Below are 26,001 nucleotides of genomic sequence, written 5' to 3' on the forward strand. Positions count from 1 at the left end.
TTTATGTCTTCGATTTCATGGATGTGTAGGAATGTTTGGTCTTTTAATCAACCCACGACCACACCAAGACGAAAGTCTTTTGGGGTACCTGCAGCGCCTGGCGAAAGCCAACGGATTACCCAGAAAGGAACTGCTCACCGCCTTTGCACGAGCCGACGAGACCGATGTTGCGGACTGGCTGCAGATGATGGAAGGACCACTGAGCTGGCCTGCGGTATCTGCTGAGTTTCGTGATCCAAGGCCCAAGGGGGTCAAGTTATGGACGACTCATCACGCTCGTTACTGTCCGATCTGTTTGGGCGAAGCCGGTTATTGGAGAGAAAGCTGGGGCTTGACCCTGGTTACGACGTGTTCTGTCCACGGCACTGAACTCCACGGGCGGTGCCCCAACTGTCTGAAGGAAACCGATCCAAGCGCAATGAGTGCGAATAGTTGCCAAGCGTGTGGCACCTCATTGAGTGGGACCAATTTTGAGATCGCGCCGGCGAGTGATACGGCCGCCTGGCTCACCTCTGGCTTTGAAGATAGGTTTTACGCCGACTCGTTGCCAGCTGACGCGGGATTGGCGGCCCTCACCTACGAACAGTTTCACGAGTTGTCATCGCGTCTCGCTGTCAGAAGTTTGCCTACGGAAAGAACCCAGCCGCTGAAGGTTGCTGATTCGGGTTCGCTAGAGATATCGCGGCTTATGGCAAACGCGGCGGGCGTGGTTCTCATGAACTGGCCTCTCGCATTCAGAGAACTGCTGAGTGGCCTCAAGGCAGTCCATTCCGATAACGAACATTGGACGCTCAGCAGATCGTTCGGCCCGATATACCACGACATCCACCGTGATCTGGATGACTCTTGTTTTGACTTTCTTCGTCGAGAGTTCGAATCATTTCTGCAGCATGCGTGGGAAGCACCGTTAGCGAAGCGAAATCGCAATTTGAGTGAGGAGACGATTGAGAGACATCGTTGGGTGTCGTTCGATTCTGCTGCTGAAGCTTGTGGTCTCGGGGTATCAGTCATAAAACGCCTTCATCAGGAGGGACAAATCGCCTATCGGGAGAAGGTCCATGAAGATCGAGTCTTTACGGTCGTGGACCTGGATCATTTGAAGGCAATCTCGCAGCATCTCCAGGGCGTGGCTGATATGAAAGAAACCTCGACTTTGCTAAGCCTCTGTCGCAATCGGGTTAGGCAGCTGCTAGCTGGTGGTACCCTCCAGTTCTTTGGTGGAGAACCGCGCCCAGGCGAAAGGTGGCTGATTGACTGCCGCTCGATCAACGAATTGATTGATGAGAAGCTGCCTACCAGCTCTGACCAGAGCCTGGTGTCGATCAACTACTTGGCCAAGCATTCTCTGCCCAAGGGGGGTGGGTTGGTCGAGTTGGTTCAGGCAATACGTGCAGGTGAACTTCGCGCTTACGGCCCAGCTGAGAATGGCTCGGTTGCGGTAGGGGCGTGGTTACTCAAGCCGCAAGATTTTGCAGCGTGGCAACAAGCCCGAGCTGAGAACAAGAGTCCGGTCTTTCCCGGCCTGTCGGTAGTCAAGGCTGCTGCGCTGTTAGGCGTCAAAGAACAATGCGCATACGCGTTCGTTCGACTGGGTCTGCTATGGAGCACTGCTGTCGAACGAGGCCGGCGTACGCAATTGATGGTTAAGCCTCAAGCCATCGACAGATTCAGGCGTGGCTATATCTTGGGACCGGAGATTGCGGTGTATTTGGGGAAGTCGACCAGGGAGGCGTTCAAGCACCTTTGGGAGGCCAGGTTTCGCCCCGTTGCGGGGCCATCCATTCCAAACGCGGCTTGCCGGCAGTACGTTTGGGTAAGAAGCAAAAAGCTGATCGATTACCTCGCAAGTGAAGCCGCCCAGATCGACGATCCTGAAGCCATCACGTTTTTATCCACACCGATCGCTCAGCCTCGTGATTGCCGATTCAGGCATGTGGGATCAAGATAGTTAGCACGCTTTCTTTCTTGATTGCTAAAATCATCGAACCCATTTTGGAGAATCTTATGTCCCGTCTCGCTGAATTCCGCCTGCTCGAACAACAGCTCGCAGCCCAACTGGCGGAGCTGGAAGCGCTGAAAAATGACTCTGCCCTGAAGCAGGAAATGGAATTTGAAACGAAGCTGCGCAGTTTGCTCAACGAGTATGGCTACGGCCTGCGCCAAGTGGTGCTGATCCTCGATCCGCAAGCGGTGGCTTCCACTGATATGGCCCCAAAAACCTCTCGGAAACCACGCGAAGTAAAGGTCTACAAGAATCCACACAGCGGAGAGGTTGTTGAGACCAAGGGTGGTAATCAGCGTACGCTTAAGGCCTGGAAAAACGAGTATGGCGCTGAGGTAGTCGAGTCTTGGCTCGCCAATTGATTGCACTGCAGGCGGCTTCTGGCACGAGATGAATCGTGGTGCGCCCCGAATGCAAATTCCCATTCTGGGGCGTGACGAAATTTTCTGCGGGTGGTGGTGACACACAGTTTATGCGCATTAAATAGAGGTCCACTTCAAAAAATGGACTCTCCAAAATGCGGAATGCTCTCGTCTCAATCTCAGTGAACACCATCGCAAGCCTCCTGACTGCGCTTGTGCTTCACTGGATCACCCGTCCTCTTTCCGACCTCTCCATTCAGCCAATCACGGCCTCAAACTCTGGATCCAAGAGCTCTTCGTGCTCTTCGTAGATGAGAAATCTGGACCAGACAGCACGTTTCTGAACCACCCCATCAGAGCAAGCGTTCCCCTGGATTGAGCTATCTGGTGACGATTCGTTGAGTTTCTTCTCACTGCTAGGAAGAGCTCTGATTAAAAATTCGTGCTTCCTCAGAGGCTTAGCGATGGTGTCTGTAGAGGCTTTTCTGGAATGACGAGTAAGCTCCTGATGGAGGCGTTTTCTGCACTCCATCCCTCACGGGGACCGCTTGTCAAATCGAAAGGCCCTGCTATACAGTTCTTGTCAAAGGATTTGTCAAATGATGTAGAATCCGGTCCCTCGTTGGGCGCGGTGGAGGAGTTAACATGTCAGAACGCGAAGGGGTCTTAGCAAGGGCGCCGCTTATCTATGCGTTGAGCGTAATCAGATTTGCCCCGATTCTTAAGCTGCCAAAGCTGATCCCAGACATTCAGCACACGATCCGTCAGAGCCTCCCGGGCTTCTTCCAGATGGTCAAGGGCGTGCCGCCTGGAGTGATGCACAGCGGAGAACCGAATTCTTGGGCGTTCCTTAATCGGGATGCTGACTACGCGTGCGTGCTGGCCATGGATCACATGATCCTGCAAAGCACAAATTATCTTCATTTTGATAACCACTTAGCGCTTTTCCGTGAGTGCATTGAGGCGCTGGTAGGGCAAGCAGGTGCATTGGATATCACCGCTATCGGGATGCGGTACGTCGATAAAATTGAACCAGCTGAAGGTGAGACCCTAGCCGACTACCTTCCGGAAGCCATGCTCCCACTTAAATGCGATGAGCTAGCGGCGCATGGGAAAGTCCCCAAGGAGCAGCTTGGAATCTCTACTACCACCTACCATCTAGATCCGGAGTATCTGCACATCAGATGCTGGCGGCAGACTGGTATGTGGATACCGGAAGATTTGGTCGAGCCGGCCATGGTTTTCGAAATTGCTAAGCAATCGAGGAATTCATCCAAGCATGGTGCTCCTCTGCAAGGTGCATTTGTGCCTGTTAGCGAAAATGGTGCTCTTCTCGATACGGATGCGCATTGGCCGCTGCAGTTAGCCGAACGACTGGGAACCGAGGAGATCTGCACGAGACTCGACGGTTTGCATAAGACTGCTAACTTTGCTTTTAGGACAGTCGCGAAAGATCATGCCTTTGAGGTTTGGGGGAAGGCGAAATGACTACAGCAATGAATGGGCAATGGATTGATCCTACCGGGGCTGCTGTAAGCAGATCTTCTACTTGGGAAAACCCTGAAATTGCTCCGCGTGTAGGTAGCACGACAGCAAACCCTGTATTGGCGATTGCTTTCACAGCGATGCTGGCCGTTTCGGTAGTAGTCGCTCCTGGGACTGCCTCCCTGCCCTATCCACAACTTATCGGCTCAGCAGGCATGAGCTTTCATGGCGTGCATGCTGGTGCCTGGACCGAGGTGGACACCAGCCAGGATGCCAATGTTACCGAAGACGTAGCGCCGGCCTTAATCGAGGAGCTTAGGAGCGACTTCAAGTTGTCAGATAGCTCCATCGCGCAGATCTTCAACGTGTCTCGTCAGACCGTGTACAATTGGCGGACTGGAAAAACCGCCACTGGTTTTCCCGAGAGGCTTGCGGCTTTAACTGAGGCGTTGCGCCAAGTTAACGCCGAAGAAGCGCAGTATCTGCATCGGGTGCTTTTCTATCCAACCGCCGATGGCCGCCTGATTCAGGATGCGCTTTCGGATGAAGCGTGGAATCGAAATGGCGCTAAAGGTGTGTACGGAATGGTTGCGGAGTTGGCTGGCAAGGCGCAGCAGCTACGTGATAGGGACCTCAAAACCATCGCCAGGTTAGAAAAATCGGGCGGTTCGAATTTGGTTTGATTATGGCTGATACACCTGAGCAAGAGATCGTAAGTGCCATTAGCGCTGCTGGTTGGCTGCAAGGAGATACCGTCTCAGGTGACGCCTTGATTGAACACATATCCGAGGAGGTCCTGAAAGGCCAATTCGAGGGGGTGGCTCCAGCTTATTGGATGTTGGCCTCCCATTCCTGCACGGTGCATGCACGCAACCTTTGTGATGCGCCGTGGATAGAGTGGATTGCCGTTAAGGTAAAGAAAAAGGCCTTTGATAAGCAGCTGCACGCCCTCAATCCACGTACGCTGCACCTGCAGCACGCGGAAAAGCAGGTTTTGGAGCTCAAGATTCACAAGCGTGTGTGGACCAAGAGAGCCGTGCTTCCGACGCTCCACCGAAATCCGGTAATCACGCTGAGCGAAGAAAACGGTCAGTATTTCTCATACTGGATGTCCCACTGTTGCCGCTGACCGAAAACTGACCCAGTAGAGGCTCTTCTGCCGACTGAAAACTGACCCAGGTGTTCAACTGCTTCTGCTCACTTTTCGAGCAGGAGAACACAGGGTGATCAGCATGGAAATGTTGGGAAAAATCCGGCGGATGTACTTCCGCGACAAGCTCTCGCTGCATCAGATAGCCAAGCGTACCGGGCTGTCGAGAAACACCATCCGAAAATGGGTCAGAGCGCCCGAAGCCATTCAGCCAGCGTACCAACGGTGCGCAACCTTCAATAAGCTCAGCCCTTTTCACGAGACCCTGGAGCAGGCGCTCAAGGCCGATTCGTTCCGGCCAAAACACAACCGCAGGAGCGCCAAAGCACTTTTTGAGCAGATCAAAGCCGAGGGTTATGACGGCGGTTACAGCCAGCTCACGGCGTTTGTGCGCTCTTGGCGAGGCGAGCAAGGCAAGTCTTTACGCGCTTTTGTACCGCTGACGTTTGCGCTCGGTGAGGCCTTTCAATTTGACTGGAGCGAAGAAGGTCTGCTGATCGGTGGTCTTTTTCGACGTATCCAGGTCTCCCACATGAAGCTGTGTGCCAGCCGCGCATTCTGGTTAGTTGCGTACCCCAGCCAAGGCCACGAGATGCTGTTTGATGCCCACACCCGTTCGTTTGGAGCGTTGGGTGGTGTGCCGCGTCGCGGCATCTACGACAACATGAAAACGGCTGTCGACAAGGTCAACAAAGGCAAAGGGCGCACGGTCAACGCCCGGTTTTCCGTGATGTGCGCGCACTATCTGTTCGATCCGGACTTCTGCAACGTGGCCTCTGGCTGGGAAAAAGGCATCGTCGAAAAGAACGTTCAGGACAGCCGGAGGCGAATCTGGCTCGATGCTCAAAACTGTATGTTTCACACCTTCGAGGAACTGAATGTCTGGCTCGGCCAACGTTGTCGGTCGCTCTGGAGCGAACTGGTGCATCCGCAGTACAACGGGCTGACGGTGGCCGAGGTCTTAGAGCTGGAGCAGGTCGAAATGATGCCAATGCCGACGGCATTTGATGGCTACGTCGAGCGTACCGTGCGGGTCTCCAGCACCTGCCTGATCAGCGTGGCGCGAAATCGCTATTCAGTGCCATGTGAGCGCGTCGGCCAGTGGGTCAGTAGCCGTTTGTACCCTTCGCGGATCGTGGTCATTGCTGACGAAACGGTGATCGCCAGTCACGAGCGCCTCTTTGATCGAGATCAGGTCAGTTTTGACTGGCAGCACTACATCCCACTCATCGAACGCAAGCCTGGTGCATTGCGCAACGGTGCGCCATTTGCTGATCTGCCAAAACCGTTACGGCTTCTCAAACGAGGACTGAGGCGTCACACCAACGGTGATCGAATCATGATGCAGGTACTGGCTGCTGTGCCAATTGCGGGGCTCGAACCTGTGCTGGTGGCGGTGGAGCTGGTACTTGAATCGGGAAGTCTGAGCGCCGATCACATCCTCAATGTCCTTGCCCGCCTGACCTCCACCGCACTACCTCCCAGTGTAGAAACCAGCCTGCAACTCAAGGTCGCGCCTGTTGCCAATACAGCACGCTACGACCGGCTCCGTGCGACCGATGAGGAGAATCGCAATGCGTGACCTAATGACTGAACTCAAAGAACTTCGCCTGCACGGCATGGCCAGTGCTTGGGAAGAACTGGTCTCTCAAGGAACAGCGTCGACGGCTTCATCGAAATGGCTGCTGGAACATCTGCTTCAGCAGGAACATGCGGATCGCGCGGTGCGCTCGGTGAATCATCAGATGAACATGGCAAAACTCCCCATGCACCGTGACTTAGCTGGCTTTGACTTCAGCGCTTCCAGCGCTGATGCCCGGCTGGTCAGCGATCTATCCAGCTTAGCGTTCACTGAAACGGCGCAGAATGTCGTGTTCATTGGCGGCCCTGGAACCGGGAAAACACACCTGGCCAGTGCCTTGGCTGTATCCGGAATCACGGCCCACAACAAACGCGTGCGCTTCTTTTCCACGGTGGATCTGGTGAATCTGCTGGAGCGTGAGAAGTACGATGGCAAGGCAGGGCGAATCGCCCAGGGACTGCTTCGCACAGACCTGGTGATACTGGATGAGCTGGGATATTTGCCCTTTAGCCAAAGCGGCGGTGCCCTGTTATTTCACCTGCTGTCCAAACTGTACGAACACACCAGCGTGGTCATCACCACCAACCTCAGCTTCTCGGAATGGTCGAGTGTGTTTGGCGACGCCAAGATGACCACCGCGTTGTTGGATCGGCTGACACATCACTGCCACATCGTCGAAACGGGCAACGAGTCCTACCGCCTACAACACAGCACCTTGGCCGCCCAGACAAAGATCAAGTCACGGGAACGAAAGCGCAAGGACGGAGATGATGTCGAGGACGATGAGCCATTTTGATCCGCACCATAAATACCCTGCTGCATGCCTACATGCGGTGGGGGTTGATGCGTCTTGAATCGGCCCACTGCTGCTAAGCTTATCCACAATTGCTGGGACAGAAATCAGCAATCCGTCCTGGGTCAATTTTCAATCGGCAGGGTGGGTCAGTTTTCAATCAGCGCCAACAATCCAGCAGCCCCCATTGCGATACCAACGCTCGAACTGGCCATGGCAGGGGCATCATTGACGCCGTCACCCACCATGGCCACCTTGGCGCTAAGGCGCAGGTTTTTGATGGCCTTGACCTTGTCTTCCGGCATCAGGTCTCCCCACGCTTCATCTAAGCCAACTTGTTTGGCTACAGCCTCTGCAACGCGGTTGTGGTCTCCAGAAATCATGACCATGCGTTCGATGCCCATCTCTCTAAGCTTCTGGAGTGCCTCTTTGGCCCCCTCCCGGGGTGTGTCCAATAGCCCGATAGCGCCCAGATCCTTGTCAGCACGCCGTACCACCATGGTGGTACGGCCTGACTGACGTAGACGCTCCGCAGCCTCCAGGGCTGCCTTGCTGAGTGCGGGAATACCATTGGTACCGAACATCTCGACCTTGCCAATCCAGACGAACTGCCCATCAAGCTCAGCACGCACGCCGCGGCCAATCATGTTGCTCATGTTCTTGGCTTGGAATCGGCGCCGTGTGCCAATCATCTCTTCACCGTCACGCACAATTGCCGCAGCCAGCGGATGGTCGCTCATCGACTCCACAGCGATGGCGACGTTTAGCAGATCCTCGATCTGCGTGCCGCCTATGGGTATTACATCGGTGATACGTGGGCGCCCTTCGGTCAGGGTACCGGTCTTGTCGAATGCCATGGCATTCAATGATCCAAGCTCTTCAAGTGGCGCACCGCCCTTGATCAGCACGCCACCTCGGGCTGCCCTGGCGATGCCAGAGAGAATGGCGCTTGGTGTAGCGATCGCGAGCGCGCAGGGGCTGGCTGCAACCAGTACGGCCATCGCCCGGTAGAACGAGTCACGGAACGGCTCGTCAAGGAAAATGCCGGCAAATAGCAGCCCGACTACCAGCAGTAAAACCAACGGGACGAATATGCGTTGGAAGCGGTCCGTGAATCGCTGGGTCGGTGACTTCCTGACTTCGGCTTCACTGACCATCTTGATGACCCGCGCCAAGGTACTCTCCGTAGAGCGCCGGGTTACCTCAACCTCGATGAGCGTTTCGCCATTGATGGTACCGGCGAAGACTTTCGAGGCTGCATCCACTGCATCTGGCTTGCTGCGTGCGAGTTCGGCATCAGGAACAGGTTGCTTGTCCACGGGGACGCTCTCACCGGTTACTGGCGCCTGGTTGATACTTGAGGAGCCTACGACTACAAAACCATCGGCCGGCAGGCGGTCATTGGGGCGCACGATGACAACGTCACCGGGAACCAGCAGCTCCACGGGCATCTCCACCGTGCCATTTGCTCTGCGTACGATCGCGGTGGCTGGTGCGAGCTTGGACAGTGCCTCAATCGCTTTCTTGGCCCGCCCCATCGCGTAGCTTTCAAGGGAATGCCCCAGACTGAACAGGAACAGCAGCAGAGCCCCCTCCGCCCAGGCGCCGATGCTCGCGGCACCGACTGCGGCGAGAAGCATCAGCGAGTCGATCTCGAAGCGTTTCTGACGGATGTTGGTAACCGCTTCCTTAGTGGTGAACCATCCACCGAACACGTAGGCCGACACGTACAGAATCAGAGGCAGACGATCAATCAGGCCAAGTTTTCCTGCGAGAGCTCCGGCACCCAGGAGAGCACCACAGATCAGCGCGAAAATCAGCTCTGTGTTCATTCCAAAAATGCCGCCATGCTCATGGCTATGACCTTCATGCCCGGCTTGGTCATCAGGGCGTTCAAGCAAACTCTTCATAACTCGTCCCTTCTGGGGTCAAGGCTTCCAATTGCCCTCTGCAGTTGGGGAGCCGTCTCTGTTGGTTGGCTAAGATCTATTGCACGGTTTGCCCGAGCCCAGGCGTTAACATTTCGAAGCTATGGGGTATCGGGCGTAATAAAAAATGCCAGGCACTGCCTGGCATTTATGAATTCTCTAATTGTTCTGTTCAAATCGTTTACTACTTGTTGTTGATGCATTGCGAATACATCGAGTAACGAACAGTCTTGAGCGTGCCCTGGGAGTCCTCGAAGGTCATCAACCGTGGATAGACCTGGCAGGTACGGGGGTCCTGCGACTGACGTACGAATTTCGCAACGTCTATCTTCATGCCATATTTGTAATCCTGAATCTCTGGCATTGGCTTGCCATTTTTCTCCGCGTACTTGGCCACTGCGGTCTGGTGTTCCTTGGTGTATTGAAGCTGCTTGCTCTCGGAGAAAGTGTTGGCCTGCGAAGCCACCGAGAAAACAACAAGTGCAGCAGCGATAATTAGCTTTTTCATAAAACCCTCTCAATTTCAAAACTTCTCGGGCGTAACCTTAGCAATGCATAGGCATCACCGGCATGACGAGAAACTTACAATTTTGAAAGGTAAGTGCATCTACTTCACTTTAAACAAAAAAGCCCACAACACGTGTTGTGGGCTTCTCTTTAGCGGAGGCTGTTAGCTAACCACTTCGGCCTCGTCGCCGTCTTCATCCTTGCGGTGTGCCCAGTGATACAGGGCAGGCAGTACCAGCAAGGTCAGTGCGGTGGAGGACAGGATCCCGCCAATCACCACCGTCGCCAATGGCCGCTGAACTTCGGCACCGGTGCCGGTGGCCAAAGCCATCGGGATGAAGCCCAGGGACGCTACCAAGGCTGTCATCAGAACAGGTCGCAGACGGGTCAATGCACCTTCATCGACTGCCTGTCTGAGCGTTCGTCCCTCCTCCCTTAGCCCGCGGATGAAGGCAATCATCACCAGGCCGTTCAGTACTGCAACGCCGGACAGTGCAATGAAGCCGACACCTGCCGAGATCGACAGTGGGATGTCCCGCAGCCACAACGCCACAACACCACCGGTGAGTGCGAATGGAATACCGGTGAAGACCAGCATGCCGTCCTTCAGGTTGTTGAACATCAGGAACAACAAGGTCATGACCAGCAGCAAGGCGACTGGAACAACGATCTGCAGGCGTTTGGCAGCCGACTGCAGCTGCTCGAACTGGCCCCCCCAAGTCGTCCAGTAGCCCGCAGGGATTTGCACCTTCTTGTCCAGCGATGCGGTCGCCTCCTCAACGAAGGACCCCAGATCGCGGCCTCGAACGTTGGCGCTGACGATAACCAGACGTTTGCCGTTCTCGCGGCTGATTTGGTTCGGGCCCAGTTGCAGGTCCAGATTGGCGACCTGGGACAGCGGGATGAAGCCGATCTGATTGGCACCCTGTGCCGCATTGGCAGGTACCGGGATCAGCAAGCTGGACATACCCGCTACGTCGGTGCGAACGGTCTCTGGTAGGCGTACTACCATGTCGAACCGACGGTCGCCCTCATACAGCGTGCCGGCCTGACGGCCACCCACGGCGATAGCGATCGAGTTCTGAACATCCGCGATGTTCAGGCCGTAGCGTGCTGCTTTTTCGCGGTCAATGTTGATGGTCAGCACCGGCAGGCCGGATGTCTGCTCAACTTTCACTTCCGATGAGCCCGGGACCGCTTTGAGCGCTGCCGCGATCTTGTTGGCGGTGTTGTTGAGCACGTCCATGTCATCGCCGAAGACTTTCACAGCGACGTCACTACGCACGCCCGAAATCAGCTCGTTGAAACGCAGTTGGATTGGCTGCGACAACTCGTAGTTGCTTCCTGGAACACCCGCTGCGGCCTTCTGCACTTCAGCAATCAGCTCATCACGAGGCTTCTTCGGGTTAGGCCACTGATCCTGAGGCTTGAGCATGATGTAGGCGTCAGAGGCGTTCGGCGGCATCGGGTCAGATGCAATTTCTGCGGTACCCGAGCGTGCGAACATCCGCTCAACTTCAGGCACCTGCGCAATCACCGCTTTCTCCAGACGCTGCTGCATCTCGACAGATTGAGTGAGGCTCGTTCCAGGCACACGCATGGCCTGCATCGCAAAGTCACCCTCACTGAGGCTTGGGATGAACTCGCTACCCATACGACTTGCCAGCAAACCACTGAGCACGACCAAGGCTACTGCGGCCGAGAAAGCGATGTTCCGATGTCCCAGCACCCATTGCAGAACCGGTTCATAGCGCAGTCGAGCTGTGCGCATGACCACGCCTTCCTCTTCCTTCACCTTGCCAGTGACGAACATGGCAATAGCTGCAGGAACAAAGGTAACGGACAGGACCATTGCACCCAGCAGCGCCATCACAACGGTGAAGGCCATCGGGTGGAACATTTTGCCTTCGACGCCGGTGAGGGCGAAGATCGGCAGGTACACCACCATGATGATCAGCTGACCGAAGATCAGCGGCCGGCGAGCTTCTCGCGCCGCGGCAAAGACCTCGTGGAAGCGTTCGGTTTTGGTGAGCATGCGGCCATGCTTATGTTGCGCATGAGCCAGTCGACGGATCGCGTTTTCTACAATAACCACGGCACCGTCGACGATGATGCCGAAGTCGAGTGCCCCCAAACTCATTAAGTTGGCACTGACCTTGTTGTTGAACATGCCTGTGAAGGTGAACAGCATGGACAGCGGAATCACCATCGCGGTGATCAGAGCCGCACGGATGTTGCCGAGGAACAGGAACAGAATGGCGATAACCAGGATCGCGCCTTCCACCAGGTTCTTCTTCACCGTCGCGATGGCTTTTTCAACCAGGTTGGTACGGTCGTAAACAGTCACAGCCACCACGCCCTTTGGCAGGGTGCGGTTGATGTCCGCCAATTTGGCGGCGACAGCTTGAGATACGGTGCGGCTGTTTTCACCAATCAGCATGAACACGGTACCGAGCACGACTTCGCGGCCGTTCTCAGTAGCAGCACCTGTACGGAGCTCTTTACCGATGCTGACGTCAGCAACGCTGCTGATGCGAATCGGTGCACCATCCACACTGGTGATCACGATGTTGGCGATGTCTTCGATATTGCCTACCTGACCCGGTGCACGGATGAGCAACTGTTCACCATTACGCTCGATGTAGCCGGCACCGACGTTGGCGTTGTTACTTTCCAACGCTGCGACCAGGTCATTGAGTGTCAGCTTGTAGGTAGCCAGGCGCTTTGGATCCGGCGCAACCAGGAACTGCTTGGCATAACCGCCGATGGTATTGATCTCGGCCACACCCGGGACGTTACGCAGCTGAGGCTTGATGATCCAGTCCTGGATCACGCGCAGGTCGGTCGGGGTGTACGGCGTACCGTCCTCTTTGACCGCGCCATCTTCGGCTTCAACAGTCCACAGGAAGATCTCGCCGAGGCCGGTAGATACCGGACCCATGACGGCCTCTACACCTTCTGGCAGCTGTTCCTTCGCAACCTGCAGCCGCTCGTTGATCAACTGGCGGGCAAAGAAGATGTCAGTGCCATCCTTGAAGATCACGGTGACCTGAGACAGGCCAGAGCGAGACAGGGAACGGGTCTGCTGAAGGCCCGGGAGACCGGCCATGGCCGTTTCAACTGGAAACGTGATCCGTTGTTCGGTTTCCAAGGGCGAGTAACCAGGCGCTGCAGTGTTGATCTGCACCTGGACGTTGGTGATATCGGGTACCGCATCGATGGGCAGCTTTTGATAGCTGTAGATACCGATACCCGCCATGATCAGAACGGCGATCATTACTACGATGCGCTGCTCGATGGCGAGTCTGATGATACGTTCAAACATGAGAAATCATCCTGTCAGTTCGCATCAGTGACCGTGTTCGGCAGAAGCTTTGCCGAGCTCGGACTTGAGTGTGAAGCTGCCACTGGTTGCTACCTGGGCGCCGGCTTCAATACCGTCGATGATTTCCACGTACCCATTGTCGCGGCGACCCAGTTTTACCGGGCGGGTGTCAAAGCCATCTGGGGTGCGTACGAATACCGAAGGTTTGTCTTCAACGGTCTGCACAGCGTGCTCAGGGACCGCTACGGCAACTCGATCGGTCTGGGAGGTGACCGCAATGTTTACGAACAGGCCTGGACGCCAGGCGCCGTTGGGGTTGGTCAAGGTGACGCGGACAGTAGCTGCACGGTTTTGCTCGCCCAGCAGGCTGCCGACATAACCCACCTTCCCTTCGACCTCGACGTTCATGTCAGGCGAAGAGACTTTCACTGCACGGCCAGTCGTGACCTTGCCCAGATCTGTCGGCGGAACTGCGAAGGTCGCCCAGACCTGATTCAGGTCGGAAAGGATGAAGGCGTTGGTCGCCTCGCTGACGACTTCGCCGACGGTCAGGTGTTTCTCCACTACCACGGCGTCGAAGGGAGCGCGGAGCTCGTAACGATTACCGCCAACGGAGTTAACCGAGGCACCGATTGCGCCGACCTTCTGCTTGGCGTTGGCCAAGGAGATCTCCGCTTCTTGCAGCGCTTGGCGTGCTTGGAGGTAGTCTTGCTCTGCAGAGATCTTGTCCTGCCACAGTTGCTTCTCACGTTCGAAGGTCACACGCGCCAGTTCGACGCGACGCTGTGCGGCCTGTTGTTCGCTGCGCAGGTCAGAGATCTGCTGGCTGGCGATTACCGCGAGGACTTGCCCTTTCTTGACCGTCTCGCCCAGGTTGGCCTGGACAGCCTCAACAACGCCAGGAACACGAGGAACCACGTGGGCAGTACGATCTTCGTCGAAGCGAATTTCGCCAGGGAAGCTCACGACGGTACCGAGGTCACGAGGCGCTGCAGCTTCCAGGGCAACACCAGCGGCCTTGATCTGTTCAGCGCTGAGCGTCAGCTTGCCCTCTTCTTCACCGCCCTCTTCGCTGTGGCCTTCTTCACCATGGCCCTCATCACCTTCCTCTTTGGCGGCAGATGCGGCTTTCTTTTCGTCGCCATGGCCATCGTTAGCGCCATGCTCGGCAGTACTGGCGGCCTGCTGTCCGGAACTGTTGTTCCAGGCAAGGCTGCCAAATCCGAGGGCTGCCACAGCGGCTACCGCGAGGGCGATCTTGCGTTTGTTATCCATTGCTACTCCTGCTGATCGTAGGCACCGGCTTGTTCAAGGCTGTGTGCCGAAGAAAATGTTTGGCCCGTTCAGCGAGTGCCGGCGGTTGAGCCGACTTCGCCATAAACCCTTTCCACCTGCGCACGCGCATTGGTCGCCGCTGCCAACGATTCGAGGTATTGGCCACGAGCGACGATCAAGGTGCGCTGGGCATCCAGCACTTCGATGAAACCGAATTTGCCCATCTCGAAGCCGCGGGTTGCGGTCTCTACGGCTTGTTGGGCTGAAGGCAGAATGGTCTTGTCGTAGGACTCGACCTCCTGCATGGCGGTGGACCATTGGTTCAACGCGGTTTGGGTTTCGGTGCGCAGGCGCAGCTCAACAGCATTGCGCTGGTCCCGGGCCTGATCTGCACGACGAGAAGCGGAAAGAATGTTGCCCTGGTTACGATCGAACAGCGGCAAAGGCATAGACAGGCCCACAGTGTTGACCCGCTCGCGCACAGAGCGGTCGTACTGGCTACCTACACTGACAGTAAGGTTCGGGATACGCTGAGCTTTCTCTGAGCCGAGCGAGGCATCGCTCTTGTCTATCTGCACCACGGCCTGACGCATTTCTGCTGTTTGGTCGAGCTTAGCCAGCAGATCTTCAGTGCGAGGTGGCAAGCCCGGGGAGAGGGTTGGCGATTCGAGTCGATCAAACACGGTGACTGAGCTCCCGGTAATTTGAGCGAGCTGTTGGTAAGCGGTCGCTTTTTCCGTTTCTGCACGTCGAACTTGCAGCTGGGCTTCGGCCAGTTGCACTTGAGCGCGGGTCGCCTCCACTGGGGACGACTTACCTGCGCGAACACGGCCATCGACGATGCGAAGACCGCGCTCAGTCAGTTCGAGAGATTGCTTGGCCAGGTCGAGACCTGTCTGGGCCCGCAACGCGGCGTAAAAGGCTTGGACGACATCTGCACGCAGGCCGTTAACGCGACGGTCTAACTCAAGCTGTGCGGCGGTCTGCCCGTATGTGGCGACGTCAACACGAGCCCCCCGCTTACCGCCCAGCTCAAGGGTCTGGCTGAGAGAGACAGTCGTCTGGCTGGTGTTACGACGGGTGTCTTCCACGTCATACGAGATTGTGGGGTTGGGGATAAGCCCGGCCTGCTTGCGAGCACCATCAGCGATCCCAATTTCTTGCCTGGCCGCGGCCAGGTCTGGGTTGGCATCCATGGCCGTCGAAAGCGCCTGGGGCAAGCTGATGCTTTGGGCAAGGGCTGCAGGCGCCATCAACCCAGAGATGACTGCACAGAGTGCAGCGATCTTCCAGGGCGAGACGGGGGTCTTGGGTAAGACATTGCGGTTATACCGGGGCACTTTGATGGTCCTCGTGCACAAACTTCGATAAAGCTTGGCGAGAACGCCGAAACAGCTGCCAAGCCCCACTTGATTAGGTGATGGCACTCTAATGAGCGGTAGCTATCAGAGGGGTGGCTAGAAAATTACAATTTCGTAAGAAAGCTTTGTAATGCCCGTAAATACTGGGAAACCCAACCCGACACGATGATTTCGATACAAGCAACAGAGATGGCAAACACGCGGTGCGAAGGTGCCGAATAACAGGTAGATGACGAAATTGTAATTGTCCTATCACCCTCCCGTTATCTTCGGCCTGCAAAAAATATGAGCTCGCGCTACGCTAGGCGCGCCGCCGGGTCAGAACAACTAACGACACCCGCGCCGGTAAACATAATAAAAACTGCCGTGAATCAAAGGAGCATCGGATGAAAATCAAAGTACCACTGTATTTGGCGGCAGTTTCTGCGCTGTCTGGAAGCTATGCTATTTCGGCACAAGCTGAAGACAAGCCAGAAGGCTTCATTGAAGGCAGCAGCCTTACAGTGTTGAACCGTAACTTCTACTTCAACCGTGATAACCGCGACAGCACCGCCCCCACTTACAACAGTGGCAAGGGCAATACGAACGGCTACTCCGAAGCCTGGGCGCACGCGATCATCAGCAAATTCAACTCCGGGTTTACCCAAGGTACCGTTGGCTTTGGCGTTGATGCCTTTGCCATGATCGGCCTCAAGCTCGACACCGGTGATGGGCGCAACGGCGGCCGTAGCTCCTTCGACGTGCTGCCCGTTGATAACAAGGGTGAAGCTCGCGACGAATACACCAAGGTCGGCGGCGCAGCCAAAGTCCGCTTGTTCGATACCATCGTGAAAGTGGGTGATGTCTTCCCATCGACCCCGGTCGTCGCATCGGGTGACTCTCGCCTGCTGCCAGAGAGTTTCCGCGGTGTGACCGTTGAGAACACCAGCATCCAGGGCCTTACCCTCCAGGGTGGTCGTCTGCATGCGATGAGCCAGCCGGTCTCAAGCAACCTGAACGACAACTTCGTGACGTTCTACGGCGGCCCGGTCAACTCGCCATGGATCGGTTACGGTGGCGGTGACTACTCGATCAACGACAACTGGACTGTGAGCGTCTACGCCAGCCAGCTGAAAGACGTCTGGAATCAGTACTACGCCGGCACAAGCGTGGTTTACCCGCTGAGCGACGATCTGGCGCTGATCGGTGGCTTCAACTACTACAAAGCCGTAGATGAAGGTAAGAAGCGCCTGGGTGAATTCGACAACAACATCTGGAGTGCCAAGGTCGGTGTGCGTTACGGTGCCCACACCCTGGCCCTGTCGCATCAGCGCAACAACGGCGACGACGATTTCGACTACCTGCGTCAGTCGGACTCGATTTTCGTCGACAACTCCATCCAGTACAGCGACTTCAACTCGCCGAAAGAGCGTTCCTGGATGCTGCGCTATGACCTGAACTTCACCAGCTACGGCATTCCAGGCCTGACGTTCATGACGCGCTACGCCAGAGGCTCGGGTGCGGATTACTCGAACGCTAACCAGTTCTACATGCGCACCGACGACAACGGCAACCCGCTCGACAATCAGAAGCGTTGGGAGCGTGACGTCGAAGTCAAATACGTTGTCCAAACCGGTCCGGCAAAAGATCTGTCCTTCCGGTTGCGCCAGGCAACCACGCGTGCCACTGCTTTCGAATCGGATCTGGATGAAACTCGTGTAATCATCGAGTACCCGCTTTCGATTCTGTAATTCGCTAACTGGGCCAGTTATCCATTGGCGGGTCCTGTTAGTAAAACGAGCATTACGCATTCACCTTGAGTGGCTTAAGTGCTCCTTTGGTAAAAGGTGGATATTTGGCGCCCATTGGGCGCCTTTTTTTTGCCTAAAATTCAAGTAGGCGTTCGATTGTACGCATCGCATGCCGGTGAAGTTCATGACTACACCAATGACCAGTCTCTTCAATGTGAGCGACCTCGCCGTCATCTGAGCGGAACGAAGCCAGCACAAAGAAGAAAATAACCCAATACTTCATAAGGTCAAATCACCTGCTGGAGAGAGGGCCCGCAACTGTCAAACCCAAACCGCGACAAGATATACCGCCAGACTATCAACTGTATTACCTAGAAATTACAAATCCGTCATTTGAGCCCCGGCACGCTCATTTTGATTTACCATCCCTTTCAATAATGCCGGCGCGCGTGCGCGGTTAATTGCTCAGTGATATCGAGACAAAATCCCATGCGAATTCTGGTAATTGAGGATGAAGTAAAAACTGCGGAGTATGTGCGTCAAGGTCTGACGGAATGTGGCTATGTCGTAGATTGCGTCCACACCGGGTCAGATGGATTATTCTTGGCTAAGCAGCACGAATATGAGCTGATTATCCTGGATATAAATCTGCCAGAGATGGACGGTTGGCAGGTCCTTGAGTTGTTGCGTCGTAAAAACTGCCCTTCCCGTATCATGATGCTGACGGCGAGAAGCCGGCTGGCGGATAAGGTCCGGGGGCTGGAGAACGGAGCAGATGACTACCTGATCAAGCCATTTGAGTTCCCTGAGCTGCTGGCCCGGGTTCGCGCCTTGATGCGCAGGTCAGATCACCCTGCATCCGTAGAGGTCATTCGCGTCGCTGACCTGGAGCTTGATCAGAGCCGGCACAGGGCATTCAGGGACGGTCAGCGCATTGACCTGACCACGAAAGAATTCGCGTTACTGCATTACCTGATGCGTAATACCGGTGTGGTGCTGAGCCGCACCCAAATTATTTCGCAGGTTTGGGATATGAATTTTGACTGCGACACAAACGTTGTAGAGGTGTCGATTCGAAGACTCAGAGCCAAGATAGATGACCCTTTCGAGACCAAACTGATACATACGCTTCGGGGCGTAGGGTATGTGCTTGAAAAACGATAGTTGCCAAGCTCTCTAGTACCGAAAATCCGCTACATGCTCCCGTCGCTTGCGAACTTGAGGTTTCTGTTTACGATCCGCGGCGCTGATTCCTCACTCAACAAATGAGGTAGGCTGTACATGAGGTATAGCATTGATTATCAGCAGGTTTCGCAAGGACAATCCGATGCCAGCATTGATGCCTGTCCAGCTGACATTGTCTTCAACAGCGACCATGGCCTAGCTCTTATCCCGTGCGTTGGCGATGTTATCAACCTCCCCTCTACGGCGGTCAAAGAAGGGGTTTGCGGCATCGTTAGATCAAGGATTTTCAATTATCTCAGAGGTCCTGAAGATCTGTACTGTCACGTCAATATTCTCGTTGAGGAGGCGGACATCAATTTCGAAAGTCTCATCTCGGAATACATGCGCAATCAGTCACGTGCTCGCTCGCCTTCTTCATAAAGTCGAAGGCGGGCCAGTCCATTAATGGTTGTGTATGGGTGAGGGTTCAGCAGAGCGAGCGCCTACTGAGCACCAGAGATGAATAGTCACAGCCTAGTGGTTTAACGCGGTACTGCTGGTGTACGCAGGGCCGGACTCATTGTTTTTTGAATGGCGCATTGCAGCACATAGAAATATAAAACCCCGGAAGCAAATACGATTGCGGACAGATAAGCAAACTCAGAGTCTAAAACCCCGGAAACCATATACAATTTAATCGTGATAGAACCCATAATAATTCCGGTACAGTACATGACGCCTGTGAACTGATTGCCCAAAAAACTCAGTATGCCGCTGAAGGCATTGTTCGCACTCAACAGCATTGCTTTCAGTATCGTCCAGCCGAGAACTGGCAGAAAAGCCTTGATCATGAAGGCGAATAACATCGACGATGCAAACAGTTTTATCGGGGTTTCTGCCCACGGCTTGATGGTGCCGTCTACTTCAACGCCGGTATACAAGATGATATTCAGAATAATCGCCATAAGGGTGCATATGCCGAGGCGTATCATTTCCCGCTTAAGCGGGGCCATCATTATCACTGCGTGAATCTTGTTTCCAAAGTATCGTTTTAGTCCTTGGATCGACATTTTTCTTCCTATGCTCTCGGGTATGACGCTGTTGTAGCGTTGTATGACGGTCATGCTTTTACCCGAAGAGAGGTGGCGCTTCAACGGTCCTGAATTGCGCAGGGGATCTCATGTCCTTCCCCTGGCTGGGTAGCTTGCTGAGAAATTCTCATCTACCTGCGTGGCAACGATGCGGCCACCCCGCCGCCGTCAGAGCTCTGGAGGACTGGCTGCTGTCAGCAACTCATCGAGTGACGGAACCTTAGCGTTTGCACTGAGGACGAGTGTTCTGGATCGGAGTATGGATACATCAAAGAAAGATTCGCACTCGACTCTTCCGTTTACTTCTCTCCAGTGGGTGACTTCTGGTATCAACTCATTAGGCACCGGGTATAGTGCCATAGGGTTATGGAATACCTCCACTTCAGCAGACCACGGCTCGTAGCCATATTGCGGCCAGAGCTGACCGTAGTCGCTGGACGCTACATCCAACAGAAATGGGATACCTCGTGATGCTCCCGGAGAACGGTCGAAAAACTCACCAAACCGCAAGTATCGGTACCCGTCTAGATGAGCTCCACCTGAGATCGGCACTCGGCTGAGCTTTGGCACTGTGCAGGCATTGGTGAAAATGACCGCTGAAAGATGGGCATTTTCCATTAGCGTAAATAGGCCGTTGGGGCGCCCTGATAGCAGAGATGTCTCTTCCTCCACAGTTATCAGGTGCGTACCACGATGCGCAGATGAGTGAACTGCAAAGCCATAGAGATAGCTGATGAGCGACTCCCTGCTCCACAGCATTGAACTGGGCGCATGGAAATCGGCTAAGGCCAGAATGAGCGGCTTACCCTCCACGTGCGGTAGGGATTCGTAACGCTTGTCCAATTTGTTTTGGATGGTCCTCGCAAACCTTTCTGCAGCCGCTCCTAAGAAACGCTCATGTCGGTCAGCGGGTGGGGGGACCGGCGAGGCGCCAAAATGCTCATACCGCTCTTCCGGGTTGGCTGTCACTGCTTCAACCCAGGCCTCATCTCCCAGCCTATTCTCGATGTGAAAATCGGGTGATTCTTTAGGCTGGGTGACCAAGAGTCCCTGTTCACGAAAAATCGCTAATAGGTGGGCTTCCCAGAGGCGGGTGTGAAAATTCTCAGTCTGGCAATCGGGAACCCAATTTCTGTCTGGGGATGGCAGTGCGAGATACAGTTGATTCAGCGCCCACGCCCCAATACGGCGGCTTGGATCAAATAGTGATTTGAACACCACGCTTGGTGTGCGCTTACCCATTCTGCTTAGAGGAGCACGTCGTCGTTCACCTGAAGGGAGTGGAAGCGGATGGGCTTGGGTATAGAGAAAATGGCTGATTGAGGCGCGGGCTTCGGACTCGCCAGTGGTGCACTCACCATGGCTGAGGAGCACCCACACGCTATCGACACGACGCCGCAAGGTGACAATTCCGAAGCTGCCGGAATTGATATTTCGGGTTAGAGCGGCACAAGAAATTCCGTCCTCACTAAGCCATGCCCCTACTGGCGGGCTGTCCCCAAACCCCAACCCTCGTGGAAGCGACAAAGCGATTAGATCGAACATCGGCGCAGCAATTTCTTTCATTCGCTGATCTCGGCAGTCGTCAAAATGCATTCCATCAATGCCTCGGAGCGTGCCCGCCGGCGATGGCATCGGTGGAGGTACCTATTGAAGAAGGGGGCTTTGCTCCACCAGGACGTCTCGGTTGGTGAAGATGGTCTCAATGGTTGCAGCCTCGGCAGCCACATGAGTCTTTCGCGTGATCTCTTCAAGGGCCAGTTCGAGCCGGTAGTCTTGGAAATACTCGTACAGCTTTTCAGAGCTCTCGGATATCTCCTCCCCACCATTTTTTGCGAACAAGATGTGGATGATCGCTGCGAGTGGGAGGGAGATGTCGAGATCCTTCTCTTCTGCATCTGACTCCGAGTTCAAACCGTCGAAATACCTCTCCAGATGATTCTGGAGCTCCTCAAGCCAGAACTGAGATAGGTTGCTAGGTAGGGAGCTTTCAGGCCCGGTCAGAAGGACTTCATCTCTGAATAGAGCCAGCAGATTGGGGTTTGCCATGGAGGACCTCACGATTAGATTTGAGAGCAACTGGTCAGCATAGTCCACCTCAAGATGACCACCTCCTTGACGCCCATCCTGGTGCTCCTGAGCATCAGACGAGTGAATCGCCCCGAAACCTGTAGATACAAAATGACCGCTTCTCGCCGTTAGCTGCCTTTCTTGAAGGACAGCTTTGGGTCGATAGCGGCCTTCGTGGAGGTTGGTGTCTACGGGGTCGGTTTAGTCATTCTGAATCTCCGGTTTCACCTCCGTGAGGCCGGCCATCGTCATGCATCAGATCTTGATTGACACGCGTGCCGCTTTGGATAGCCTTGCAATTGAGGGCTGCAACTGCGCATTTGTCGGGCCTGGGTACCAGCATGAGCCCCCGCAATTTTGGCAGCAGAGGAAGCTGGTTCCTCTGAAGTAGTGACAGCGGGCATTGCCAGTCGGATTCTGAACCCAAGGTCGCCAGACTAGGAGCTAAAGGATCGCTGCGACTACTCCTCATCCCTTACCGAAAAGTCACGCGTCGGTCGTAAACGGCCCTTTCCAGGCCAATCAACTTTTGTGATTGGTGAGTAGGGATTTCTCGGCTTTTCTGTGAAAAGCACCCCTTCATTTCACAAAAAAAATGGCGAAGATTCCAATTTCACGGGGTCTGGCCTATCACCTATTTTGTGAACCTACAAGGTACATCTGCTAAAAACAAAAGGCCAACGCTTAGCGTTGGCCTTTTTTGTTGGTTCGCAGTCGCGCATTTTTAAATGCTCCACGTGGAACATCGACGTATTTAACTTTCCACAGCGGGTGTCACACTCTCCAATCGATACCCGTACCCGTAGATCGTCAACAGCTGCCAGCCGCGATCCGCCGTCAGCCCTAGCTTGTTACGCAGGCGGTAGATATGCGTGTCCAACGGCCGCGACGAGACCATTTCTTCGTGGCTCCAGAACCGCTCATACAGGTACTCGCGAGACAACGGCCGGGCCAGGTTGGCAAATAGACAACTTGCCAGGCGGTATTCCCGTTCTGTCAGGTTGATGGGTTTGCCTGCGCGTGTGACGGTCAGTTCGGCATCGTCGAATGTCAGGTCGTTAAAGCTCTGCACTTCCTGGCTAGCCGACTTCTGCAAACCGTGGCGCCGCAGGACGGCGCTGACTCGAGCTTTGAGTTCGTTGGGCCTAAACGGCTTGCTGACATAATCATCCGCCCCGCTATTCAACGCCGTCACGATGTCGCTCTCGGCATCGCGACTGGTGAGCATGATGACGGCAGGGGGCGATTCCATGTGCTCGCGAGTCCAGCGCAATAACGCTATCCCGGAGATGTCCGGCAGTTGCCAGTCGAGGATCAGCAGGTCAAAGGTTTCCCGACGTAGCTGGCGCAGCAGGTCTTCACCGCGCTCAAAGAAATGCAGAGACCAAGGCTGGTCAGCCGGGCCGGGAATCTGTCGCAGTGTCTGTTCCACCCGTCGCAACTCCGCGGGTTCGTCATCCAGTATTGCGACACGCATAGGCGGGGTCCTTCCTACAAAAATACGAGGGCTTGAATGGGGGGCACATGTTGTACAAATGCCGGCCTCTGAATCTGAATAATTATGGACGGATTCTACAGTGCTTGGATCTCTCGATACGCTGAAAGCGCCGTAAACTCAATTCATTACGATCTTCGAAGAAGATACCGGCTCCTGTTGGTGTGGAAAAGGCTCTGTGCCGATCGCCTCGCCGGCGCCTCATGCCTGCTCCAATGTGCGGTATCGTTCATTGCGCGGTCGTGGGAAGTCCTCCAATGAGACCGAAATAAGCTTCACTGGTTTCAGAACACTGCATGCACTTCATCGCAACCCCATGGAGAGGGATCCTGGGCTTATGACACTTTTACTTAACGACCATCAATGCCTCGGCACGCTCGTGGCGGTAGCCCTGTGAACCTATGGCGCAAAGCCGAGAAACGCCAACCTACCCAGGCCCAGCTTTTGTTCCATGGGTTGGTTCGTGAATGGCTGCTGATCGGTCTGGTACTCCTGCCCTTTACCGCCTACTTATCCTTGAGCGCTGGCCTGGCGCTTAACAATCCGCTCTATGACAGCCTGCGCCGCCTCACGCCCTTACCGGTAGACCCACGCATCGTTCTGGTGACCATCGATGCGCCGAGCCTGGAAGCACTCGGCCCGTGGCCTTGGCCGCGTAGCGTACATGCCGACCTGATTGAACGCCTGAACGCCGCCCAGCCGGCGGGTATTTTGTTTGATGTGATCTTCAGTGAGAGCGGCAACAGTAATGACGACCAGCGCCTGGCCGATGCCGTATGCAAAGCCGGCAATGTATTGCTGCCCATCGCCGGGGATAGCAGCGTCAGCCCCAAGGCCCAGGTAACGCCGTTGTCGCCACTGCTCAAGTGCGCCAAGGGCGTTGGGCACATCAACGTCGAAGCGGATAAAGACGGTGTGGTGCGTAGCGTGTATCTACGTGAGGGCCCTGCGGGAAGCACACTCCCTCAGTTGGCGTGGCTGGCATTCGCCATGAGCGAGCATGCCGAGACGATGCCGGGCCTGCCGCAAGAGCCTACTGGAGGGCACTGGCACCAGGAACATGAGATTCGTGTGCCGTTCACTTCGGAACCAGACCATTTTCCCAGTGTGTCCTACGTCAGCGTATTACGCGGCGAGGTACCTCCCGAGTCGTTGCGGGGTCGCCTGATTCTGATCGGTGCATCAGCCTATGGCATGGCCGATCGTTTCGTGACGCCGCTCTCTTCCACCGTGGGCACCACTGCGGGGGTTGAGATCCAGGCTGAAGTACTGAATGGTTTATTGCAGGGTCGCAGCATCGTCGATCTGCCCGGCTGGTTGGCGGCGTTGCTGGCAACGTCCCTGGTGGCCCTGCTGTTGGGCCTTCTGCTGGTGCGCCCCCGCTACGCCCTGTGGATGACCTTGGCAGGCATGGGCGCGGCGTTGCTGGGCTCATGGGCTCTATTGCGCCTGGGCCACTGGTGGAGCCCCGCAGCGTGCCTGATCGGTTTGTTGCTGAGTTACCTGATCTGGAATTGGCGACGCCTGAGCGTAATCCTCGCCTACTTTGGCTGGGAACTGGCACGCCTGGATAACGAACCCAAGGTGCTTCCGGAACGGCGTCGCGCGCCGGCCAGCAAGGGCGATGTGTTGCAAGGGCGGATTTTTGCCCTTGAACAAGCCGTCAGCCGTACCCGCGATACGCGGCGCTTTATGGCGGACGGCTTGGAGTGCCTGCCGGTAGCGACCCTGATCACCGATCCCCAGGGCAGCATCCTGTTGGCCAACCGCGTGGCCCGTGAAGTATTCGGCAATGACCTGGTCGGTGAAAACCTCGTCGAACAGCTTGCTGATCTGGGTTATCCCCCGCTGCACAATGGTGTACGCCCTGCCCTGTCGGCGCTGGAACTGGTCGAGTTTCGCGATATCCACCAACGCAGTTTACGCATGGAACTGGCTCCTTTGCTGCCTGCCGAAGGTGATTTTGCCCTCGGCTGGTTGTTGAGCCTCACGGACCTGAGCAAGGAGCGTGAAGCCCAGCAGCACCGCGAGACGATGCTGCGTTTCCTATCCCATGACCTGCGTGCACCGCATTCAGCGATCCTCGCCCTACTGGACGTGCACAACGGGGAGTCTGCGGTGTTTACCCAAATCGAACAGCAAGTACGGCGGGCCTTGAGCCTGACCGAATCCTTTGTGCAATTGGCCAAGGCTGAAGCGGACGGTTACCAGTTCCAGCCCACCCTGTTTGCCATGCTGGTGATGGACGCCTTTGATCAAGTGGCGGTGATTGCGCAGTTGAAGGGCATCCATTTGGTTCACGACCTGGATGAGGCGGACGAGGCCATGGTCTACGCCGACCAATCGCTGCTCACCCGGGCGTTGTTCAATGTGCTGGAGAACGCGATCAAATACTCCCCATCCGGTACCACCGTCAGGTTGAAGCATGGCAGTGCGCAAGGTTGGTTGGAATGCAGGATAAGCGACCAGGGACCGGGGATTGCGCCTGAGGATCTGCCGGAGTTGTTTAACCAATACCGACGTTTCGATTCGGCTCAAGGCAGTGAGGGTCTTGGACTGGGGCTCACCATGGTTAAAGCAGTGTTGGAGCGGCACGGTGGGCGCATCGTGTGTGAAAGTGAGCTGGGCAAGGGCTCGACGTTTATCCTGCTGCTGCCGTTATTGGAGGACTGAAAAAGCGG

The 26,001-nt window shown here is 55.5% G+C and carries 19 protein-coding genes and 1 pseudogene; 11 read left to right on the forward strand and 9 right to left on the reverse strand.

The window, feature by feature from the left end; all coding sequences use genetic code 11:
• Positions 1-31: 31 nt before the first annotated feature.
• The 7 genes from TX24_RS15470 to istB all read left to right on the forward strand — a co-directional run bounded on the left by TX24_RS15470 (position 32) and on the right by istB (position 7,377).
• Entirely contained in the window at positions 32-1,948 is a 1,917-nt protein-coding gene (locus TX24_RS15470) for a TniQ family protein (protein ID WP_010951430.1), read from the forward strand.
• A gap of 56 nt (positions 1,949-2,004) precedes the next feature.
• Entirely contained in the window at positions 2,005-2,364 is a 360-nt protein-coding gene (locus TX24_RS15475) for a histone-like nucleoid-structuring protein, MvaT/MvaU family (protein ID WP_010951431.1), read from the forward strand.
• A gap of 645 nt (positions 2,365-3,009) precedes the next feature.
• Entirely contained in the window at positions 3,010-3,852 is an 843-nt protein-coding gene (locus TX24_RS15485) for a TIGR04255 family protein (protein WP_010951432.1), read from the forward strand.
• Positions 3,849-4,532 carry a transcriptional regulator gene (locus tag TX24_RS15490; protein WP_126404318.1) on the forward strand — a complete coding sequence of 228 codons (684 nt, stop codon included), beginning with the start codon at positions 3,849-3,851 and terminating at the stop codon, positions 4,530-4,532. Before TX24_RS15485 ends, TX24_RS15490 begins: the two co-directional genes overlap by 4 nt.
• Positions 4,533-4,534: 2 nt before the next feature.
• On the forward strand, positions 4,535-4,978 hold the full coding sequence (locus tag TX24_RS15495; RefSeq protein ID WP_244175871.1) for a hypothetical protein: 444 nt from the start codon (positions 4,535-4,537) through the stop codon (positions 4,976-4,978).
• A gap of 103 nt (positions 4,979-5,081) precedes the next feature.
• Positions 5,082-6,581 carry an IS21 family transposase gene (istA, locus tag TX24_RS15500; RefSeq protein ID WP_102619021.1) on the forward strand — a complete coding sequence of 500 codons (1,500 nt, stop codon included), beginning with the start codon at positions 5,082-5,084 and terminating at the stop codon, positions 6,579-6,581.
• Positions 6,574-7,377, forward strand: a complete 804-nt coding sequence (gene istB / locus TX24_RS15505; protein WP_029241171.1) for an IS21-like element ISPsy20 family helper ATPase IstB — start codon at positions 6,574-6,576, stop codon at positions 7,375-7,377. Before istA ends, istB begins: the two co-directional genes overlap by 8 nt.
• 170 nt (positions 7,378-7,547) lie before the next feature.
• Here the strand turns inward: istB and TX24_RS15510 are convergent.
• The 5 genes and pseudogenes from TX24_RS15510 to TX24_RS15530 form a co-directional block, all read right to left on the reverse strand.
• Positions 7,548-9,284: pseudogene (locus tag TX24_RS15510) on the reverse strand (heavy metal translocating P-type ATPase); the annotation flags it as partial.
• Positions 9,285-9,486: 202 nt separating this feature from the next.
• Complete coding sequence (locus TX24_RS15515; RefSeq protein ID WP_003253432.1) at positions 9,487-9,810, reverse strand: DUF2790 domain-containing protein; 324 nt, start codon at positions 9,808-9,810, stop codon at positions 9,487-9,489.
• A 162-nt stretch (positions 9,811-9,972) separates the two neighbouring features.
• Positions 9,973-13,134: a CusA/CzcA family heavy metal efflux RND transporter gene (locus tag TX24_RS15520; RefSeq protein ID WP_057710637.1), complete on the reverse strand. Its 3,162-nt coding sequence runs from the start codon at positions 13,132-13,134 to the stop codon at positions 9,973-9,975.
• 24 nt (positions 13,135-13,158) lie between these two features.
• On the reverse strand, positions 13,159-14,409 hold the full coding sequence (locus tag TX24_RS15525; RefSeq protein WP_010951455.1) for an efflux RND transporter periplasmic adaptor subunit: 1,251 nt from the start codon (positions 14,407-14,409) through the stop codon (positions 13,159-13,161).
• Positions 14,410-14,477: 68 nt separating this feature from the next.
• Positions 14,478-15,749, reverse strand: a complete 1,272-nt coding sequence (locus TX24_RS15530) for a TolC family protein (protein WP_010951456.1) — start codon at positions 15,747-15,749, stop codon at positions 14,478-14,480.
• A gap of 407 nt (positions 15,750-16,156) precedes the next feature.
• Here TX24_RS15530 and TX24_RS15535 point away from each other — a divergent pair, with 407 nt between their 5' ends.
• From TX24_RS15535 to TX24_RS15545, 3 genes are all read left to right on the forward strand, one after another.
• Positions 16,157-17,500, forward strand: coding sequence for an OprD family porin (locus tag TX24_RS15535; RefSeq protein ID WP_003253422.1), 1,344 nt, complete (start codon positions 16,157-16,159; stop codon positions 17,498-17,500).
• 489 nt (positions 17,501-17,989) lie between these two features.
• Entirely contained in the window at positions 17,990-18,664 is a 675-nt protein-coding gene (locus TX24_RS15540) for a heavy metal response regulator transcription factor (protein ID WP_003253420.1), read from the forward strand.
• A gap of 117 nt (positions 18,665-18,781) precedes the next feature.
• Positions 18,782-19,105 (forward strand): hypothetical protein, encoded by a 324-nt coding sequence (locus TX24_RS15545; RefSeq protein WP_057710638.1) that lies wholly within the window; start codon positions 18,782-18,784, stop codon positions 19,103-19,105.
• A gap of 101 nt (positions 19,106-19,206) precedes the next feature.
• Here the strand turns inward: TX24_RS15545 and TX24_RS15550 are convergent, their stop codons facing one another.
• From TX24_RS15550 to TX24_RS15565, 4 genes are all read right to left on the reverse strand, one after another.
• A complete protein-coding gene (locus TX24_RS15550) occupies positions 19,207-19,734 on the reverse strand; it encodes a hypothetical protein (RefSeq protein WP_012269855.1) in 528 nt (175 codons plus the stop codon).
• 189 nt (positions 19,735-19,923) lie between these two features.
• Positions 19,924-21,351 carry a hypothetical protein gene (locus tag TX24_RS15555; RefSeq protein ID WP_196997244.1) on the reverse strand — a complete coding sequence of 476 codons (1,428 nt, stop codon included), beginning with the start codon at positions 21,349-21,351 and terminating at the stop codon, positions 19,924-19,926.
• Positions 21,352-21,402: 51 nt separating this feature from the next.
• Complete coding sequence (locus TX24_RS15560; RefSeq protein WP_153428583.1) at positions 21,403-21,804, reverse strand: hypothetical protein; 402 nt, start codon at positions 21,802-21,804, stop codon at positions 21,403-21,405.
• Positions 21,805-22,579: 775 nt separating this feature from the next.
• Positions 22,580-23,302, reverse strand: a complete 723-nt coding sequence (locus tag TX24_RS15565) for a response regulator transcription factor (RefSeq protein ID WP_003187255.1) — start codon at positions 23,300-23,302, stop codon at positions 22,580-22,582.
• Positions 23,303-23,713: 411 nt separating this feature from the next.
• Between TX24_RS15565 and TX24_RS15570 the strand changes: the two genes are divergently transcribed.
• Positions 23,714-25,993, forward strand: coding sequence for a CHASE2 domain-containing protein (locus TX24_RS15570; protein ID WP_003187256.1), 2,280 nt, complete (start codon positions 23,714-23,716; stop codon positions 25,991-25,993).
• Positions 25,994-26,001: the final 8 nt, after the last annotated feature.

Source organism: Pseudomonas lactis (assembly GCF_001439845.1).
GTDB classification, from domain to species: domain Bacteria; phylum Pseudomonadota; class Gammaproteobacteria; order Pseudomonadales; family Pseudomonadaceae; genus Aquipseudomonas; species Aquipseudomonas lactis.

What these genes read in the sequence shown, in the direction of transcription:
- TX24_RS15470 (WP_010951430.1), top strand. Translation starts at nt 32, where the DNA reads ATGTTTGGTCTTTTAATCAACCCACGACCACACCAAGACGAAAGTCTT.
- TX24_RS15475 (WP_010951431.1), top strand. Translation starts at nt 2,005, where the DNA reads ATGTCCCGTCTCGCTGAATTCCGCCTGCTCGAACAACAGCTCGCAGCC.
- TX24_RS15485 (WP_010951432.1), top strand. Translation starts at nt 3,010, where the DNA reads ATGTCAGAACGCGAAGGGGTCTTAGCAAGGGCGCCGCTTATCTATGCG.
- TX24_RS15490 (WP_126404318.1), top strand. Translation starts at nt 3,849, where the DNA reads ATGACTACAGCAATGAATGGGCAATGGATTGATCCTACCGGGGCTGCT.
- TX24_RS15495 (WP_244175871.1), top strand. Translation starts at nt 4,535, where the DNA reads ATGGCTGATACACCTGAGCAAGAGATCGTAAGTGCCATTAGCGCTGCT.
- istA (WP_102619021.1), top strand. Translation starts at nt 5,082, where the DNA reads ATGGAAATGTTGGGAAAAATCCGGCGGATGTACTTCCGCGACAAGCTC.
- istB (WP_029241171.1), top strand. Translation starts at nt 6,574, where the DNA reads ATGCGTGACCTAATGACTGAACTCAAAGAACTTCGCCTGCACGGCATG.
- TX24_RS15515 (WP_003253432.1), bottom strand. Translation starts at nt 9,810, where the DNA reads ATGAAAAAGCTAATTATCGCTGCTGCACTTGTTGTTTTCTCGGTGGCT.
- TX24_RS15520 (WP_057710637.1), bottom strand. Translation starts at nt 13,134, where the DNA reads ATGTTTGAACGTATCATCAGACTCGCCATCGAGCAGCGCATCGTAGTA.
- TX24_RS15525 (WP_010951455.1), bottom strand. Translation starts at nt 14,409, where the DNA reads ATGGATAACAAACGCAAGATCGCCCTCGCGGTAGCCGCTGTGGCAGCC.
- TX24_RS15535 (WP_003253422.1), top strand. Translation starts at nt 16,157, where the DNA reads ATGAAAATCAAAGTACCACTGTATTTGGCGGCAGTTTCTGCGCTGTCT.
- TX24_RS15540 (WP_003253420.1), top strand. Translation starts at nt 17,990, where the DNA reads ATGCGAATTCTGGTAATTGAGGATGAAGTAAAAACTGCGGAGTATGTG.
- TX24_RS15545 (WP_057710638.1), top strand. Translation starts at nt 18,782, where the DNA reads ATGAGGTATAGCATTGATTATCAGCAGGTTTCGCAAGGACAATCCGAT.
- TX24_RS15550 (WP_012269855.1), bottom strand. Translation starts at nt 19,734, where the DNA reads ATGTCGATCCAAGGACTAAAACGATACTTTGGAAACAAGATTCACGCA.
- TX24_RS15555 (WP_196997244.1), bottom strand. Translation starts at nt 21,351, where the DNA reads ATGCATTTTGACGACTGCCGAGATCAGCGAATGAAAGAAATTGCTGCG.
- TX24_RS15560 (WP_153428583.1), bottom strand. Translation starts at nt 21,804, where the DNA reads ATGGCAAACCCCAATCTGCTGGCTCTATTCAGAGATGAAGTCCTTCTG.
- TX24_RS15565 (WP_003187255.1), bottom strand. Translation starts at nt 23,302, where the DNA reads ATGCGTGTCGCAATACTGGATGACGAACCCGCGGAGTTGCGACGGGTG.